17 protein-coding genes and 1 riboswitch are annotated in these 18,437 nt (G+C 47.5%); of the genes, 6 read left to right on the top strand and 11 right to left on the bottom strand.

The window, feature by feature from the left end; translation table 11 throughout:
* Positions 1–59: 59 nt before the first annotated feature.
* Positions 60–917 (bottom strand): TerC family protein, encoded by an 858-nt coding sequence (locus B3M90_RS04175; protein WP_290782742.1) that lies wholly within the window; start codon positions 915–917, stop codon positions 60–62.
* Between the two features lie 325 nt (positions 918–1,242).
* On the opposite strand from B3M90_RS04175, the gene folE2 reads away from it, so the two are divergent.
* The 4 genes from folE2 (at position 1,243) to B3M90_RS04155 (ending at position 6,633) form a co-directional block, all read left to right on the top strand.
* A complete protein-coding gene (gene folE2 / locus B3M90_RS04170) occupies positions 1,243–2,148 on the top strand; it encodes a GTP cyclohydrolase FolE2 (RefSeq protein WP_035411393.1) in 906 nt (301 codons plus the stop codon).
* A 109-nt stretch (positions 2,149–2,257) separates the two neighbouring features.
* Entirely contained in the window at positions 2,258–4,024 is a 1,767-nt protein-coding gene (locus tag B3M90_RS04165; protein ID WP_290782740.1) for a LytS/YhcK type 5TM receptor domain-containing protein, read from the top strand.
* The gene (locus B3M90_RS04160) at positions 4,005–4,700 is read left to right on the top strand and encodes a LytR/AlgR family response regulator transcription factor (RefSeq protein ID WP_290782738.1); all 696 of its coding nucleotides are present in this window, start codon (positions 4,005–4,007) and stop codon (positions 4,698–4,700) included. The genes B3M90_RS04165 and B3M90_RS04160 overlap by 20 nt, the downstream gene beginning before the upstream one ends.
* Positions 4,701–4,839: 139 nt before the next feature.
* Positions 4,840–6,633, top strand: a complete 1,794-nt coding sequence (locus tag B3M90_RS04155; RefSeq protein ID WP_035411402.1) for a carbon starvation CstA family protein — start codon at positions 4,840–4,842, stop codon at positions 6,631–6,633.
* A 61-nt stretch (positions 6,634–6,694) separates the two neighbouring features.
* Here the strand turns inward: B3M90_RS04155 and B3M90_RS04150 are convergent, their stop codons facing one another.
* From B3M90_RS04150 to pta, 9 genes are all read right to left on the bottom strand, one after another.
* The gene (locus B3M90_RS04150) at positions 6,695–7,174 is read right to left on the bottom strand and encodes an SAM-dependent chlorinase/fluorinase (protein WP_290782736.1); all 480 of its coding nucleotides are present in this window, start codon (positions 7,172–7,174) and stop codon (positions 6,695–6,697) included.
* A gap of 373 nt (positions 7,175–7,547) precedes the next feature.
* Entirely contained in the window at positions 7,548–7,991 is a 444-nt protein-coding gene (locus tag B3M90_RS04145) for a GDYXXLXY domain-containing protein (RefSeq protein ID WP_214856243.1), read from the bottom strand.
* On the bottom strand, positions 7,988–9,175 hold the full coding sequence (locus tag B3M90_RS04140) for a DUF2157 domain-containing protein (RefSeq protein ID WP_214856245.1): 1,188 nt from the start codon (positions 9,173–9,175) through the stop codon (positions 7,988–7,990). The genes B3M90_RS04145 and B3M90_RS04140 overlap by 4 nt, the downstream gene beginning before the upstream one ends.
* A 167-nt stretch (positions 9,176–9,342) precedes the next feature.
* Complete coding sequence (locus B3M90_RS04135) at positions 9,343–11,322, bottom strand: methyl-accepting chemotaxis protein (protein WP_290782734.1); 1,980 nt, start codon at positions 11,320–11,322, stop codon at positions 9,343–9,345.
* Between the two features lie 154 nt (positions 11,323–11,476).
* Positions 11,477–11,776 (bottom strand): rhodanese-like domain-containing protein, encoded by a 300-nt coding sequence (locus B3M90_RS04130; protein WP_035411426.1) that lies wholly within the window; start codon positions 11,774–11,776, stop codon positions 11,477–11,479.
* 120 nt (positions 11,777–11,896) lie between these two features.
* Entirely contained in the window at positions 11,897–13,273 is a 1,377-nt protein-coding gene (locus B3M90_RS04125; protein WP_290782732.1) for an amino acid permease, read from the bottom strand.
* A gap of 219 nt (positions 13,274–13,492) precedes the next feature.
* Positions 13,493–14,794 (bottom strand): nucleobase:cation symporter-2 family protein, encoded by a 1,302-nt coding sequence (locus B3M90_RS04120; protein ID WP_290782730.1) that lies wholly within the window; start codon positions 14,792–14,794, stop codon positions 13,493–13,495.
* Positions 14,791–15,375 carry a xanthine phosphoribosyltransferase gene (locus B3M90_RS04115; RefSeq protein ID WP_290756166.1) on the bottom strand — a complete coding sequence of 195 codons (585 nt, stop codon included), beginning with the start codon at positions 15,373–15,375 and terminating at the stop codon, positions 14,791–14,793. The genes B3M90_RS04120 and B3M90_RS04115 overlap by 4 nt, the downstream gene beginning before the upstream one ends.
* Positions 15,376–15,450: 75 nt before the next feature.
* Positions 15,451–15,550: riboswitch (purine riboswitch) on the bottom strand.
* 70 nt (positions 15,551–15,620) lie between these two features.
* On the bottom strand, positions 15,621–16,607 hold the full coding sequence (gene pta / locus B3M90_RS04110) for a phosphate acetyltransferase (RefSeq protein WP_290782728.1): 987 nt from the start codon (positions 16,605–16,607) through the stop codon (positions 15,621–15,623).
* 345 nt (positions 16,608–16,952) lie between these two features.
* On the opposite strand from pta, the gene hemQ reads away from it, so the two are divergent.
* Both hemQ and B3M90_RS04100 read left to right on the top strand, forming a co-directional pair.
* A complete protein-coding gene (hemQ, locus tag B3M90_RS04105) occupies positions 16,953–17,729 on the top strand; it encodes a hydrogen peroxide-dependent heme synthase (RefSeq protein WP_290782726.1) in 777 nt (258 codons plus the stop codon).
* A 92-nt stretch (positions 17,730–17,821) separates the two neighbouring features.
* The gene (locus B3M90_RS04100; protein ID WP_023466754.1) at positions 17,822–17,971 is read left to right on the top strand and encodes a hypothetical protein; all 150 of its coding nucleotides are present in this window, start codon (positions 17,822–17,824) and stop codon (positions 17,969–17,971) included.
* Between the two features lie 96 nt (positions 17,972–18,067).
* Here the strand turns inward: B3M90_RS04100 and B3M90_RS04095 are convergent, their stop codons facing one another.
* A complete protein-coding gene (locus B3M90_RS04095) occupies positions 18,068–18,436 on the bottom strand; it encodes a DUF423 domain-containing protein (RefSeq protein ID WP_023466753.1) in 369 nt (122 codons plus the stop codon).
* Position 18,437 lies beyond the last annotated feature (1 nt).

Here is an 18,437-nt window from a genome sequence, read left to right as displayed (position 1 = left end):
ATTGTTTAAGAAAACCTAACACAAAAAAACGACCCGTCATCGACGGATCGTTCCATTTCTTATAAGTTTTGATCGACTTTCTTTTCAGCATCTGGATTTGGTTTCGTTTTTGGTGAAGAGAACCAACCCCAAAGGGCAAGACCGACCATGACTGTCCAGAAGAATGCCTGCCACGGTGTACTGTGGGCGAATCCTTCAGGAAGTTTCAAGGCTTCAAAGATCGTTCCTTCGATTGATGCGTGGTATTTCGGGTGTTCAAGCGCCAGAACGGCTAGCTTCACACCGACCCAAGCGACGATTGCAAAGGCTGCTGTTTCAAGACCCGGACGCTCTGCGAGCAACTTCACGAATACACGTGCAGCGAACCGCATCAAGACGACACCCATCAAACCACCCGTCAGGATGACGATGAAGTGACCCGTGTTCAAACCACCGATTTCGCCCGATCCCCAGTCCGGGAGAGCAACGGCAAGGGCAACGGCTGCAAGAATCGAATCGACTGCGAACGCTAAATCTGCGAATTCGATTTTTGCGACTGTCCGCCAGAATTCACCTTTTGAAACTGGCTCTTCCGACTTCGGTTCTTCATCGAGTTCATTTTCAGCCCCATGGTTCTCACCGAGCTTTCTGGCTTTAACGGTCTTATAAATATGCCGTAGTCCCATGATGAGCAAGTACGCCGCTCCAAGTGCTTGGATTTGCCAAATGTCTACGAGGAACGAAATCGCGAACAGTGCCGCGAATCGTAAGACGAATGCTCCAGCTAATCCATAAAAAAGTGCTTTCTTTTGTTGTTCTCCTGGTAAGTGCTTAACCATGACCGCGAGTACGAGTGCATTATCTGCCGAAAGTAATCCTTCAAGCGCGATCAAGACGAGTACGACCCAAGCATATTGAAGTAATAACTGCCAATCCATCCCTGTCATCCCTTTCTCTGACTATCTGTAAAATCAAAAATACATTGTATGACTATGACAAAAACAATAATTACACGTTCACCTGAACATATACTATAGGATAATATACCCGATTGCAAGCATGTTATTCCTCCGGCTATGGAATGTGTCGATTTTAAGTCGTGCGAGTTTCGTTTATCGAACGTTCGTGATAAAATTCAAGACAACACTTCTAGTAATGAAACGATGAAACACATTTGCGGAATCATCAGACTTGCTCGTCTCTAGCATTCCTGTCATGTTATTACTATTGAAACACTACAAAAGGACAAAGGGGCCCATAAACATGTCTACCTACCCGATTACATTACCAACGAAAGAAGAGCGCCATAAGCTGTTCGGTTCGGTACCACCAATCAAAGGAACAAAACCGACTGAAAAAGATAAAATGGTCGACTTGCAAAATACACCGAAGAACTTCCTGTTCGCACTTGACGCTGTTGGAATCTCAAACGTTAAACATCCTGTCGTCATCCAAGACGGGGATAAAACACAAGCGACAGTCGCGACGTTCGAGTTGTCGACGTCACTCGTACAAGACCGTAAAGGGATCAACATGAGTCGCTTAACGGAACAACTTGATCAATACCACAACGAAGGTTGGACAGTCACGAATGAATCACTCATTCAATTCGCGCGTGATTTAGCGGACCGTATGGAACAAACAGAAGGTCAATTGACGATTCGTTACCCCTGGTTCTTTACACGTAAAGCACCTGCAACGGGACTTAGTGGGTTGATGAATGCCGAAGTATGGCAAACGGTCAGCGTCAACACGGAAACGAATGAAGCGACATTATCTGTCGGCTTAACGATCAACGTTACGACACTTTGCCCATGTTCGAAAGAAATCAGCGAGTACAGTGCCCACAACCAACGTGGCTACGTCACGATGGAAGCTTCGTTACGTGATGAAGCAGAAGACTTTGACTGGAAACAATCATTGCTTGATGCGGCTGAATCAAATGCTTCTGCCCCACTTCACCCGGTACTCAAACGTCCGGATGAAAAACGCGTGACAGAGATGGCGTACGAAAATCCACGTTTCGTAGAAGACATGGTGCGCTTGATTGCTGCCGACCTATACGAAATGGATCCAATTGCTTCGTTCTACGTCGAATGTCGCAACGAAGAAACGATTCACCAACATGATGCAATCGCACGCATCACGTTCGATAAAGACGCACAATAAGCAAGCTCGTCGTACTTCCTCTCCACTAGAGGGAGTACGGCTTTTTTGTTTATCGGCATTGCCCTTCGTTTTGCGAGCGTTTACACTTAACTCGAATGGAGGAATACATATGTTGGAACTGATTCCTTTTTTACTCGAGCGACTTGGTATCATGATCATCTTAGCGTTCATCCTCGCCCAGTGGGGACCAACGCGACGCTTGTTGCGTCAACCGGAAGCAGGTTGGCAATTCCGTGTCCTCGTCCTGTTTTTTGCGACGTATGGGATCTTAAGTAACTATACAGGGGTCAAAGTCGACTTAGCAGAATTCTTGCCCCATGCTTGGCTCGAAGAGGTCGACGGAACATCGGCAATCGCGAATACACGAACGATGATCGTTGTCATCAGTGGGTTACTCGCTGGTCCGCTTGGTGGATTGATGACTGGACTTATCGTCGGGATTCATCGGTATTCCCTCGGCGGGTTCACAGCATTTGCTTGTACGCTTTCGACCGTCATTGCCGGTGGTGTCAGTGGATTACTTCGCCCTTACTGGCGTGACCGACTCGGCAGCCAAGCATTGTTACCTGTTTGTCTGACCGCTTTTTTGATGCTATTTGAAATGTCATTGATTTTACTGTTCGCCCGCCCCTTTGACGCGGCTGTTGAACTCGTCCAGTTTATCTTCTTGCCGATGACACTCATCAACGTCCTTGGCGTCTGGTTATTTTTATCGATCATCCGTCTTGCTGCGCGAGAAGAAGAAACCGTCCGTGCACGAGAAGCAGAACGGTCGTTGCATATCGCCGATTTGACGCTTCCGCACCTGACGCGTGGTCTACATATCCATACGGCAGAAGCTGTCGCGGAAATTCTGTTGCAGCAAACACGAGCGGAAGCTGTCTCCTTGACGGATCAATCCGTTATCCTTGCTCACCTCGGTATCGGAAGTGATCACCATCAAGCAGGTAGTCACTGGACGACGAAACCAACCGAACATGTTTTACAGGATGGACAAGTTCGTCTTGTGACGGAACGACTCGATATCGGCTGTCCCGTAACGGATTGCCCGCTTCAAGCGGGCATCATCGCTCCGCTCATCGTCGGGGAAACGACGATCGGGACGTTAAAAGTCTACTATCCGCATGCCGAACTGCTCGACGCCGTGGAAGTCGAACTCATTGAAGGATTAGCAAAACTGTTTTCTACACAACTGGCACTCGGGAACGCACAGCGCCAAGCTGATTTACTGAAAGATGCCGAGATTCGGGCACTCGAAGCACAAATTCATCCACACTTCCTGTTCAATGCCATCAATACGATTTATGCACTGTGCCGAACGGATGTCGAACAGGCACGGACGTTGTTGCTCGAATTATCAACGTTTTTCCGTAGTAACCTCCAAGGAGCACGCTCGACGAAAATTCCGCTCCAAAAGGAACTCGAGCATATCGAAGCGTATACATCCCTTGAAGCCGCGCGTTTTCCAAATCGACCGTTCCTCGATATCGATTTAGCGGAAGAGACGACGTCTTTACTCGTTCCACCGTTTATCTTACAACCGTTGATCGAGAATGCGTTCCTTCACGCTTTTTTGAATGAGCAGACGGGATATGTCGGGGTGACGGCATGGTGTGAGGCAGATCAACTTCACCTCGAAGTCGTCGATAACGGACGCGGGATTGAAGCCTCTCGCCTTGCTCGTCTCGGTCGAGAAGTCGTTCCATCTTCTGGTACCGGTACCGCGTTATTCAATACGGCAGAACGAATTCGAAGCCTTTACGGTGAAAAAGGACAGTTTATGATCACGAGTGACGGTCAAAACGGAACGACGATCACAATTCACCTTCCCATTGAAGTCAGAAAGGAGAACCAGCATGCGCACCTTGTTGATTGAAGATGAACCGCTCGCACGTGACGAGCTCCGTTATCACGTGACCGCAGCCGGTCTTGAAGTCGTCGGAGAAACTGGTAGTGTCGAAGAAGCGGAACGACTCGTCCGCTCCCTTCAACCCGACTTAGTCTTTCTTGATATCGAGCTGACGGATGGAAGCGGTCTTGAAGTCGCCAAACGATTGAAGTCGATGCCACGTCCTCCGGCTCTTTTGTTTGTAACGGCATATGATGCTCATGCACTTGAAGCCTTTGAACTCAATGCCTATGACTACATCTTGAAACCGTATGATCCGGCACGGATCGTGCGCGCCATCGAAAAAGTCGCACGACCGCTTCCGAAAAAAGCACCTCGACTTGAACGTTTAGCTGTCGAAACGGGAGATCGACTCAAACTCTTATCTCCGCAAGATATTGATTACATCGTCGCTGAAAATGGGAAAACGAAAATCGTAACGGAACATGAAGCGTATCCTTCAAACGAGACCTTACTCGAACTTGAACGAAAGCTTCAAGATCATCGGTTTTTACGGGTTCATCGCTCGTATCTCGTGAACTTATCAGCGATTGACGCGATCGAACCTTGGTTTAACGGGGCTTACAACTTAAAGATTCACCAAATCGATGTGCCGGTCAGTCGGACGTATGTCAAACTATTGAAAAAAGCGCTCGGTATTTGAGCGCTTCTTTTTTGTGATTCAAGGTCCTTTTTCAACCTTTCATCGTACAAAATCGACAACTCATCTAAAAATTGAAGAAAGCGCTTCCACAACTTGTATACTAAATCCATCATAGTTCATTCAAGAGGAGGAATTTTAGATGAGCGCTACTCCCATCGTCATTGCTGTCATCTGTATCTTATTAATCGCGTATCGTCTCTACGGTACATTCATGGCCGCGAAAGTCTTAAAAATCAAAGATGATCGCGAAACGCCTGCTCATAAACTAGCGGACGGAAAAGATTACGTTCCAACGAACAAATGGGTCTCATTTGGACACCATTTCGCGGCAATCGCTGCTGCTGGTCCACTCGTCGGACCTGTCCTTGCTGCTCAGTTCGGCTATCTACCCGGCTTACTGTGGCTCTTGATCGGTGCCGTCATCGGGGGAGCGGTCCATGATATGGTCGTCCTGTTTGCCTCGATGCGCCAAGATGGTCAATCGTTGTCCGAAGTCGCTAAAAAAGAATTAGGTCCCGTCGCTGGTTTTTGTGCCGGTCTTGCGATGCTCTTCATCATCACGATTACGATGGCGGGACTATCGATGGTCGTCTTGCATGCGCTTGAACATAATCCATGGGGCACATTCGCTGTCTTCTCGACGATTCCGATCGCGATGCTCGTTGGGATTTACTTACGTAAAGGTGGTAACCTAGCCCTTGCTTCAACAGTCGGTTTTCTACTCATCTTAGCTGCGATTGGTTTTGGTCCTCAGTTGACGGAAACATTCATTGGCGATTGGTTCGACCTGTCCTCTCGTCAGCTCGCAATCGCTCTACCGATTTATGCATTCTTCGCTGCTGCACTGCCTGTATGGCTCTTGCTCGCACCACGCGACTATCTATCAAGTTTCATGAAGATCGGTGTTTTCCTTGCCTTGATCGTCGGTGTCTTCATCATCAACCCGGACATTCGATTCCCAGCATTCACGAAGTTCGTTGATGGCGGTGGTCCAATCATCGCTGGTCCAGTTTGGCCATTCATCTCGATCACGATTGCCTGTGGTGCAATCTCTGGTTTCCACGCTTTCGTTGGTTCTGGTACGACACCGAAGATGATCAATCGTTGGAGTGACATCAAACCGGTTGCTTTTGGTGCCATGCTTGTCGAATGTCTTGTTGCCGTCATGGCATTGATTGCTGCGACATCTCTTGAAGTCGGTGATTACTTTGCCATCAACTCAACACCAGAAGTATTCGCAACTCTAGGTATGAGCACGGTCTACTTGGATGATTTATCTCGTGAAATCGGACTCGACCTTGCAGGTCGAACAGGTGGTGCCGTTTCACTCGCCGTCGGTATGACGTTCATCTTCCGCGCCATCCCATGGTTCAAAGAAATTGCCGGTTTCTTCTTCCAATTCGTCATTCTGTTCGAAGCGGTCTTCATTTTAACTGCAATCGACGCAGGAACACGTGTCGCCCGTTACTTGATTCAAGATTTCTTCGGTGAATTCTATAAACCACTCAAACGCGTCGACTGGATTCCAGGTGCAATCTTTGCTTCAGCACTCGGGACGTTCTTCTGGGGCTATCTCCTGTTCTCAGGTGACATCGGTTCGATTTGGGCATTATTCGGGGTATCAAATCAGCTGATGGCTTCAATCGGCTTGATCATCGGAACGACGATCATCTTGAAAATCGCCGATAAAAAAGTCTATGCTCTGACGACGTTCATTCCACTCGTCTACCTCCTGATCACAGTAACGTTCGCGGATATCTGGATGGTCGCAAACGTTTATGCAAATCCAGATTCTCCAGGATTTAGCGTCTTGAATACTGTCTTATCCGTAACGATGGGACTGCTCGCGATCGTCATTACGATTTCAGCCGTTAAGAAATGGATTGAACTATTGAATTCACCACGTTGGGAAAATCAAAAACGTTCTGCGTAAGCGGATTAGTTATATGATAAAAGGCAGTGGACGCATCCACTGCCTTTTTCGTATCTCCTGCTTAGAACGGATTATAAAATCGATTGCCATCATGGAAAGTGACGACAAACGAGAAAATCGTCAATAGCACTATGCAACCGATCGCGACATAATCGATGCGTGTCATCGTCTGTTGGTTGTACCACGTCCGCTTTCGTCCCGCACCAAATCCACGGAGATCCATCGCATTGCTGACGGTTTCAATTCGTTCGAGACTCGTAAACAGTAACGGGAGTAAAATCTGGATGCTATGGCGCGCCCGTTGCCAAAGCGAACCATGCGAGACGGCAATTCCCCGCGCTTCCTGAGCGTTCGCAATCGTCCAGTACGGCACCGTCTGCAGTAACCGATAGGACGCTTCCCAAATGTGGAACGGTGGAATATCATGCGTTAAATCAAAAATCCGAATCTCCGGATTGATGCTATGGGCCACCCCATACATCGCGCTCACTGCCCCATCACTCACGCCAAAGTCTGATTGCAATACCAATGCTTCTGCCATCTCGTCATCCTCCTCCTGCGGGAACGTCTCCACAAAAAAAGACACCACGCCCTCATTTCTCAGGACGTGATGTCTAATCACGTGGTACCACCTTCGTTCATGACTCAACTCACGCTCAGCCACCTCTCGGAGTACGAGACTCCATGGAATGCTAACGGTATCCTTCCTACCGGTCGGTTCTACTGATGAACACGGTTCACGTTCTTCCGACTGCTCCGGGACCATCTTCAAGTATCGAAATCGTCTCATTTCCAGCAACAGAGACTCTCTATCGATTTCTGATCACTTTACTCTTCCCATCTACACATGCAAATTAAGTTGTCTGAAAATTTAAATTAATAGTACAACCGTTTTATTCCTGGCGCAAGGTTTTTTACTCAGAAATCTTTAAATTCGTCGTCCGGATCATTCCCCATGGTGACACATCCGCACGGACTTCCAGTGCTTTTGCTTTTTCGTATTGTTTTCCGCTTCCCTGTTCGACATAATACTGCGTCAACTGCGGAATCGATACATATTGATCGTAATAATCGCCGGCGACACTTCCGAAGAATCGTTCATTCGAAATCCGATCGATTTGAGCATAACCGGAAGCATCCGTTTTGAAGCTGACATAGACACGTCCATTTTGAATCCACGGACCAGGTTTTAAATCTGGGTACTGAAGCATCACGTATTCGCCGTAAACGGGATCAAACGGATCAAACGGTTCTGCCCGAAAACGGTACGATGTCCCGAACCAGGAGGTCGCAAAAAAGCTGACGATCAACAGACCGACGGCGCATGTCTGCAATATTGGTATCAGATAACGCTTCATGACGCCACACCTCCTTTACGGCGTAACCACCATAAGACACCGGACAATAGGAAGATGAGGAGCGCACCAATGAGGAAAAATAAGGACATGTTTAAACGATCCCATGCATATATGACATATATCGCAATTTGAACGAGAATGAAATAGAGAAAGGCTGGCCAGACGACTGCATGACGGCGTTCTCGATATAACAGATACAGTAGCGCGGATAATTCAAAGAGAATGGCAAGTAGAATTGCCTGTTCATCAATCCAGAGTACTCCGACGAATCCAAGCGGTACGATGAACAACAATCCACGACGTTTTTGATAGAGAAAGATTCCTAGACCGGTGGAGACGATAGCTAACAGTACCGCTTCTGTCACGGAGGGTAATACGACGTTTGATTCCGCACGAACGGATAAATAGATGATCGAACTGATAGCAGCGACGACCAGATAGACCATCTCGACGATACGGCGATTGGATTCCTCACGAACAAGCCAGAGAACTGGAACAAGCAAAAATAGCGTCCAAATCGGCCAAAGGAATCCGTCATATGATACGAGGAGAAACAAGGATAGACCGCTGAAAAAAAGAAACAGCCAGCTAAATAACAGCGACGGCAGACGTTGGCTGAAGTAAAACCAACTGAACGACAACACGACCATCAGACCGAACGATGTCCAGTCGAGATAACTCGCCTGCTCCTGACCAAAACCACCAAGGCTCGTAAAGATCGTCCATCCGGATAGGAAGGCGACGACACCATATGCTTCATGACGCCAAAGCATATAATGCACTAACGCGGCGACAAACATACACCAACTGAGCAGTGATCCTTCCATCGGCAAGTGAAAACTTTGAACAACTACGAGAATCGAGGCGCCAAACGCTAGGATTCCACCGATTCGAAAGACGACCGGATGAAGAATACGACGACGTTCCGAAAGATCCGCCATGATGTAACAAATCCACATGAGTGCTACGACGAGTCCGATTTTCCAGCCGATCGGCATCGCTTGCCAGTTGGCAGCTAAAAAGCTGAATACAGCCAAGACGACGAAGGTCCCTCCAACAATCAACAAGAGCGGAAGGCGTTGTTTCGTTGAACGTTGCTTTTCATAGTTCATGATTCGTTCAACGGTCGCTTCATCCAAAAGACCTGCATCTTGCCACTCTCTTATTTTACGAAACTGCTTCACCGTACCCACCTCCTTCGAAGTGTTAGATACTAATTAAATTCCCGATTTAACACTGTCTCAAGCCGAGATTCACAGGGATTATAAGCTATTTGTTCCGTTTGTCACCGAATGTTGACAGACAAAAAAACAAGGAAGACGGGCTTCCTTGCCTTTTTTGATTTGATCATTTAAACACGGAAACGGGCAACGAGTACCTGTAGTTCTTCCGCCATATCGGATAATGCTTTAGCGGATTGCGAAATTTCTTCCATCGCACTCAACTGCTCTTCCGTCGTCGCCGCCACTTGTTTCGACGCCGATGAATTCTCTTGCGCGATATGGGCGATTTCGGTTGCAGAGGCAGAAACCTCTTGGACGTTCGCTGCAATTTCTTCGACCGTCGCCGTCACGTCTTCGATCCGTGGCGTCATTTCCTGCGTTCGTTCGAGAATCTTTTGGAAACGCTCTGCTGATGCTTCTGTCGTCGACAAACCGGCTTTCGTCTGTCCTGAGACTTCCTTCATCATCGTGACCGACTGATCCGTCTCCTGTTTAATGTTTTGAATCAGCTGTGCAATCTGTTTCGTTGAATCCTGTGATTGCTCTGCTAGTTTACGCACTTCACTCGCAACGACAGCGAATCCTTTTCCATTTTCGCCTGCGCGTGCTGCTTCGATTGCTGCGTTCAGTGCTAACAAATTGGTTTGCTCAGCGATACCGTTGATGACATCGACGATTTTTCCGATTTCATTCGAACGATGGGCGAGTGAGCTGATGACACCACCGAAGTTTTGAACGGAGGCATCGATTTCTTTCATCTGCTCAACGTTCTTCAGCACAGCAACTGTTCCATTCTCGGCTTCTGTTGCCGTTGAACGTGACAATTCCGAGACATCGGTTGAGCTCTCAGCGATTCGCATGATGCCTGCTGTAATCGATTGGAGCGAAACAGCATTCGCATCGAGTTGACGTTTCGATTGATCCGCCCCTGCTGCGACCTGTTGAATCGATCCCGCGATTTGCTCAGAAGCGGAAGTCGTTTGGGCAGAGTTCGCCATCAATTCCTGAGAAGAGCCAGCTACTTGTGTAATCGACTGATCGAGATTAATGATGATCGAACGGAGTGAGTCAACCATGACGTTAAAGCTTTGGGCGACTTGACCGACCTCATCATTTGATTCAACGATGACGGGCTCCGTCAAATCACCAGATTGAATCCGTTCTGCTCCACGTGTTAAATGACCGAGCGGGCGAAGAATCGAGCGAAGAATGAAGTAGATGAAGATGGCTGCGACGAGCAACATCCCGCCGATGACAGCAAGCGTCGTCCAAAGAATACTAGATGTCGCACCCGTGATTTCATGATCGTACAGTGTTCCAGCAACCTTCCACTTCGTCAGGTCGCTCGTCATGAAGTCCATCTGTTTGCCTTTGTTTTCAAACTCATAGCCAAACTGCCCTGCTGGGTTAGCGTAAAGTGATGACACCCATTTGCCTGTCGCTTTCTCACCTGGTTTTAATGTCGGATGCGTAACGATTTTTTTCGTAGAATCAAGAATCATTACGTATCCTTCTTTTCCGATTTTGATCTTTTTCGCGATTTCCGCGATCCGGTCGACATCGACATCAATCGCCACGACACCTTTTCCGTTACCAGTTGTCTGCGAGAGCGTGACCATCATCTTGTTCGAGGCAGCATCGACGTACGGATCCGTGATGACGACCTTGCCACCTGCTTCTTCTGCCGATTGATACCACGAGCGTTCCCGTGGATCATAATCATCTGGCATGACCTGTTCCGGGAAAATATTCATATCCCCGTCCGTCGTCGCGAAATAGATGTTCGCCGCCTGCGGATGCATGTCGAGATATTCTGTCATTTTTTCCTGTAACGCAGCATTTTGTTTTCCTTTTTGATAAAGCGTTCCGTCAATTCGGTCCGCAAAAAAGGCGACATCGCGCCGCATCGGATCAATGATGTTTTGGATTTCATCATTCATCCGGTCGACTCCACTATGAGCAGATTGAAGAATCTGTTCCGTCATCTTTTGTTTCGCGAGGTCATATGCGACAAAGCCGATTACTAATGCAGGAATCATCAAAAGTAGAATCGATGTCACGATTAATTTTTGTTTGATGCTCATTGTTCGTTTGATCTTTTGTTCCATGTGTCACTCCATTCTCGAGTGCAAGGACTCGCTATTCTACCCTCCCTATCGGAACAATAACGAAAAATGTTCATAGAAAAATCGATAAACGTGTACTAGTTCACATGAAAAAAGACGACTCAGTTCGAGTCGTCTTCCTTAGTAACGCTTACCCTTATGCTTCTTGATCGCCCTTCCAGTTCATCATACCGCCTTCGACGTTGACGATGTCGTATCCATATTGCTCGAGGAAACGACCGACGTTTTCGCTCCGCGCACCCGCTTTACAGATCAAGTAGTAGGTTTCGCCTTCTTGCAATTCCGTATAGCGTTCGCCGATCTCAGACATCGGAAGGAGGCGGACGTTCGGAATATGTCCTGCATCGTATTCATCCTGCTCACGGACGTCGACGACATGCAACGCCTCACCTGCCTCTAATCGCTCTTGTAACTCGTCTACATGAATCGTTTTCATTTCGTATGACCTCCTGTATGGTTCTGCCGTAAGTGTAGCAAATTCATCATCAAAACAAAACGAAACCGTTTGATACGAAGTGATGAAAAAGCGGACCCGTTTGCAGATCCGCCCATCTCATTATTCTCCTGATGCTCGACGCGTCGATTGACGTGTCTCTTTATGCATTCCTCTTGCATAATAGACGGCAATCAAAATCACGTACCAGAGTGGTCCAACGACCAGCGCGATCCGTGTACTTGCGTCAAATGCCATCAAGACGATGACACCGGCAAGCGCCGCGAGCGCGAGGTAGTTGGCGACCGGGAAGAACGGAACACCAAATTCTGCTGAACCGTGTACTTTCCGCGCCCGCATCTGAGCGATCAAAATCATTGCCCATGTCCAAACGGCTCCGAACGTCGCGATACTCGTCACAATCGCAAAAACATCTTCCGGTAAGAAGTAGTTCAAAGCGACACCAATGAGTAAGGCAACACCTGACAAGATCGTTGCAAGTGCTGGAACACCGTTTTTTGAGATTTTTGAGAAACGACGTGGCGCTTCACTGTTCTCGGATAAGTTCATCATCATCCGGGCTGTCGAGAAGATACCGGAATTACATGATGATAGTGCCGCCGTTAAGACAACGAAGTTGATGATGCCGGCTGCTGATGGAATACCAAGTGAATCAAATAATAATACGAACGGACTGCTGTTGTTCGCACCGACTTGATCCCATGGATAAATCGATAAAATGACGAAGAGCGCCCCGATATAAAATACTAAGATTCGAAGGAAGACGTTGTTAACGGCTTTTCGAATCGTTTTCTTCGGGTTCTTCGCTTCCCCTGCTGTGACCCCAATCACTTCAATCCCTAAGAAGGCAAACATGACCATCTGCATGGCAAGAAGTACACCAGTGAAACCGTTTGGCAAGAATCCTCCATGTGACCACAGGTTCGAAATCCCAACCGGTGTGCCGCCGTTTCCAAGACCAATGACGATCGTCAAGGTCCCTAAGATGATCATGGCGACGATCGCGACGATTTTAATCAACGCAAACCAAAATTCGAATTCACCATAAAATTTAACAGCAATGAAGTTGATGCTCGTCATCAAAACAAGTGCTGCTAGTGCCCATACCCACCCCTGAGAATCCGGGAACCATACTTTCATGTAAATACCGACTGCTGTGATTTCCGCCATACACGTAAAAATCCAGAGTAACCAATAATTCCAACCCGTTAAAAAACCAGCTAATGGACTGACATACTTTCGGGCATATTCCGCAAAACTACCAGCGATCGGCTCCCGCACTGCAAGCTCCCCAAGTGCTCGCATGATGATGAAGATAATGATTCCACCAATGAGATAGCCTAGTAAAATTGCTGGACCTGCCAATTGGATCGCTTTCGCTGATCCGAGGAAGAGTCCAACACCGATTGCCGCCCCCAGCGACATGAGTGTAATGTGACGCTCTTCCAGTCCCCGATTCAACTCTGTCTGTTGTTTCATTTTTACGACGTCCTTCCAGTCTCTGTTTGTTTCTTAGCAGTTCCCCGTACCGCTACGTTGTCAGTATAAAGAAGATGTGTCGATTTTGTAAACGTTTTCAATGTATATTTTCATTAAATCCACATACTCGGAATATTCTGATTACGTTAGCAGTATAAAAAAGGAACTACCTGCTACTATGTAGTATACAGGATAGCTCCTTTCGGAAAGTTACAATTGTTATTCAACTTTAGCAAGTGGCACATCTGCTGTTTCGGACTTCCCGGTCAATCGGAAGATCCCGTTCAATAGCAATGCTGTTAGTGAACCAGCGACGATCGGGCTATCCGTCAAAACGCGAATTTTTGACGGGAGACCTGCTACGATTTCAGGATTCATGCTGATTCCTAGACCAATTCCGAGCGCGAGTGCCACCGTGATGACGTGCTCGTTCTTCGAAAAATCGACCCGTGATAAGATACGGATCCCGCTTGCCGCGACCGTTCCGAACATGATCAACATCGCTCCACCAAGAACAGGTTTTGGAATCAATGTCGTAAACGTCGCTACTTTTGGTAAGAAGCCGAGCAAGATCAAAAATCCACCCGCAAATAAAATGACTTTGCGTGTCTTTACGCCAGTCAACTGAACGAGACCGACGTTTTGGCTATAGGTCGTGTAAGGGAAACTATTGAAGATACCGCCAACGATCGTCGCGACACCCTCTGCTCGGTAGCCACGCGCTAGATCCTTATCCGTCAAACGACGGTCCGTGATTTCACCAAGTGTCAAGAACACACCTGTCGATTCAACCATCGAGACGAGACCAACGAGCGTCATTGTCAAGATGGCAGTTGCATTGAATGTCGGTACACCGAAGTAAAACGGTGTCACCATTTGGAACCATGACGCTTCTGCCACCGGACTGAAGTCGATCATTCCCATGCCAAATGCAACGAGTGTACTGATCATCACAGCAATTAAGACAGCTGCCGCTTTTGAGAAGATCGTGCCGTAGCGATTCAAGATTAAAATCAAGACGATCGTTAATCCGGCGAGTCCGAGGTAACGTAAGTCACCAAAGTCTTTCGCTCCCTGTCCGCCTCCGATATCGTTGATCGCAGCCGGAATTAAGGAAATCCCGATGATCGTCACGACGGAACCAAGGACGACCGGTGGGAACAGGACCGCGATCTTACTAAACCAGCCTGAAATGACAAGAATGATCAGCCCACTGGCAATCAAAGCACCGTAAATCGCTGTAATGCCTTGAAGACTTCCAATCGCGATCATTGGACCGACTGCTGTAAAGGTACAACCGAGTACGACGGGAAGACCAACACCTGTGTATTTCGTGACGAGTACTTGTAATAAGGTCGCAACGCCACACATGAAGAGATCAATCGCCACTAAATAAGCAAGTTCTTCTCCTGACAATCCGATCGCACTCCCGACGATCAGTGGAACAACAGCTGCTCCAGTGTACATCGCAAGCACATGCTGAAGTCCGAGACTGGCTGCTTTGAAGTTTGATAGTCTCATACGGTCACCGAGTCGACGAATGTCGCTTTTCCGTCCTTCAATGACTCAACTCGCGCGAGTGACTCGACACGGAATCCAGCTTCGATCAGTTTTTGACGTCCCGGTTGGAACGACTTTTCAATGACGATTCCAAATCCAGCGACTTCTGCCCCTGCCTGTTCAACGAGACGAGCGAGACCAAACGCCGCTTCTCCGTTTGCGAGGAAATCGTCGATGATCAAGACACGTTCACCCGGTTGCAGATATTTTTCTGCGACCGTGATCGTACTTGTCTGTTGTTTCGTAAACGAGAAGACTTCAGCTGAAATCGTTCCTTCGTTCAATGTGACCGATTTCGTCTTACGGGCATAGACCATCGGTACCCCTAAACGGAGCGCCGTCATCATTGCCGGGGCAATACCACCCGCTTCGATCGTCAAAATCCGCGTGATCCCGGCATCTTGGAAACGATCCATGAACTCATAAGCGATTTCCCACATCAAGGTTGGATCGACCTGATGGTTTAAAAAAGCATCCACTTTCAATACTTGCTCCGATAAGACGATTCCCTCTTGATTAATCATATCGTGTAGACGTTTCATACATGCATTCTCCTCTTTAAAAACGAAAAAACGTACAGCCGCTACCCGGGGGCAGCCACTGTACGCCAAAAAAGAGAGCAGTAACTCACCACCCGTAGTCGGACCGTTACGGCGATCCGGTAGAGACTCGTGGGCCAATTCCCACTATTATACGAGCGTTGCTATACGTTTACGTTTCGTGATTTTCGTGATGTGTACCATTGTACGGGGTTTCCCGAAAAAGTAAAGACTTTTTCACACCGTGCTTAGGCTTGGCGTTCTTCGACTGCTTGTGCTGCCGTGATGATCGCGAGCTTGTAGACATCTTCTTCGTTACAACCGCGTGAAAGATCGTTGACCGGTTTTTTCAAACCTTGAAGGATCGGACCGATTGCTTCGAATCCACCAAGACGTTGTGCGATTTTGTAGCCAATGTTTCCAGCTTCAAGACTTGGGAAGATGAAGACGTTCGCTTGACCTGCGACATCTGATTCTGGTGCTTTTGATTTCGCGACGCTTGGAACGAATGCTGCATCGAATTGGAGTTCGCCATCGATTGCAAGCTCTGGTGCACGTTCTTTCGCGATGCGCGTTGCTTCAACGACGCGCTCTGTCTCTGGTGATTTTGCTGAACCTTTTGTCGAGAAGCTGAGCAATGCCACTTTCGGGTCGATCCCGAATGTTTTCGCTGTTTTCGCAGATGCGATTGCGTTCTCTGCTAGATCGTTCGCATCTGGTGCGATGTTGATTGCGCAGTCTGCGAAGACGTATTGCTCATCGTCACGTACCATGATGAAGACGCCTGATGTTTTTTTATAGCCTTCTTGCATTTTAATGATTTGAAGTGCTGGACGCACTGTATCGCCTGTTGCGTGCATCGCACCCGATACAAGACCTTCTGCTTGCCCTGTGTGAACGAGCATCGTACCGAACGTGTTCACATCTTTTAAGATGACAGCACGTGCTTGCTCTTCTGTTGCTTTCCCTTTACGACGCTCAACGAACGATGCGACAAGCTCATCGATTCCAGCGTAAGAAGCAGGATCGATCGTATCAAGTCCCGTGACATCGATGCCGTTCGCTGCTGCTGTTTCTTCGATTTGTACACGTGGTCCGATGACGACCGGTGTGACGAGACCATCTTTTTTCAAACGGACAGCTGCGCCAAGAACACGCGCGTCAATTCCTTCTGGGAAGACGATTTTCGGTTGGTGCGCTTTAATCTTTTGTTCTAACATATCGAATAATTGCATGAGTTTCTCTCCTTTTTAAGTAAACACGACGTCGTCGATTTGATCGATTTTCTTTTCCATCGTTTATTATACACAGTTCTCAATCGTTGTTAAAACAATTTGCAAAAAAGTTATCTAACAAAAGCACTGAAGCCATATTCACAGACTATTACAGTCATTTTCAAGAATGGTACAGAGACTATTTTCAAACAAAGTAATCTCCACTTCCCCTTTTACCCTCTCTCTGCTTTTTTCATGTGTTACGATCTCATGGACAAAGACCTTTTCGGGCGAAGCGTTTCAATAGAATGTGATAAGATAGGATATGGAAAAAAACAATTTATTTCAGACTCAGGAGGTCATCCCATGCAACACCAAACATCTGAACCGACTGCTACGCAACAAGCCGCTGAAACACTCGACGGCTGGTATACATTACATGATTTCCGCCGGATCGATTGGTCACGCTTGAAACAAGTCGACGCGACAGACCGCGCGCGTATGATTGAAGAGTTCCAAGCCTTCCTCGCAGAGCTTTCTGGCGTCGAAGCGACAAAAGACGGCAGCCATGCACTTTACACGATCATCGGTCAAAAAGCGGATCTCGTCTTGATGGTTCTTCGTCCAACGATGGAACAAATCCAAGACGTCGAAGTCAAGATGCAGAAACTTGATCTATACGATTACCTCATTCCTACGTACTCTTACGTCTCTGTCGTTGAACTCGGTACGTATCGTGGTTCAGGAGAAGGAAACCCATACGAGAATCCTTACGTGCGTGATCGTCTCTATCCGATCTTGCCGCAAGCGAAGCACATCTGCTTCTATCCGATGAGCAAGTCACGTCGCGATGGCGATAACTGGTACACGCTTTCAATGGAAAAACGTAAAGAGCTCATGTACCGTCACGGGATGATCGGTCGGAGTTACGCTGGGAAGATTCAGCAAATCATCGGTGGATCAACTGGATTCGACGATTGGGAATGGGGCGTCACACTCTTCTCAGACGACATTCTCCAGTTCAAGAAAATCGTTTATGAAATGCGTTTTGACGAAGTTAGCGCGAAGTACGGTGAGTTTGGTGAGTTCTTCATCGGCAACCGTCTCGAAAGTGAACAATTAAATACTCATTTTGCACTTTAATGTGTTGAATGACGTTTGATTGAAATATCTCATGGGAATATACTCCTTGCGGCTATAAAACAGTAAGTTGAATGACGTAAGGAGGAATTACCATGGGGAATGCTATGAACCGATCGACACGATCGCGTGAATTGCAATTCGCTGTGCTTTCAAAAGAGCTGAAACCGGTTGCAGATCGTGTACTGGATCGCTATGAGCAAGCATTATCGAAGCTAAACAAAACACAAACGACAAAGCGGTGAATCCGTTTTAATACCTACGCCTACTCTATCGTGAGTAGGCGTTTTTCATATGAAAAAGACCGTGTTTCTCCATGAGTGAAGAAACACGGTCCGTTCTCATAATCCTTTATAGGCACCAATTGCGACAAAGATCCACGCCGCGATGAACAAGACGCCACCGATTGGTGTGATGGCACCCAGTTTCGTCACGTTCGTCAATGCCATGACGTACAGACTACCTGAGAAGAAGACGATTCCAGCGAGCATCAGCCATGCAGCCAATGACCATTGTGGGATCGATGCCTTTAATAAGAGTCCTCCGAGTGCTAGGATGCCGAGCGAGTGTACCATCTGGTAAAGTACGCCTGTCTGCCAGTTTGCAAGCATCCGCTCCGTCAACATATCTTTTAAGGCGTGTGCACCGAATGCACCTAGTGCGACCGATAGCATCATCGAGATCGCGCCAATCATAATGAATACTTTCATA

This window comes from Exiguobacterium sp. UBA6309 (assembly GCF_002439205.1).
Classification (GTDB): domain Bacteria; phylum Bacillota; class Bacilli; order Exiguobacteriales; family Exiguobacteriaceae; genus Exiguobacterium_A.
The sequence above is the reverse complement of the archived record's forward strand: the minus strand, read 5'-3'. Positions and strand labels throughout refer to the sequence as shown.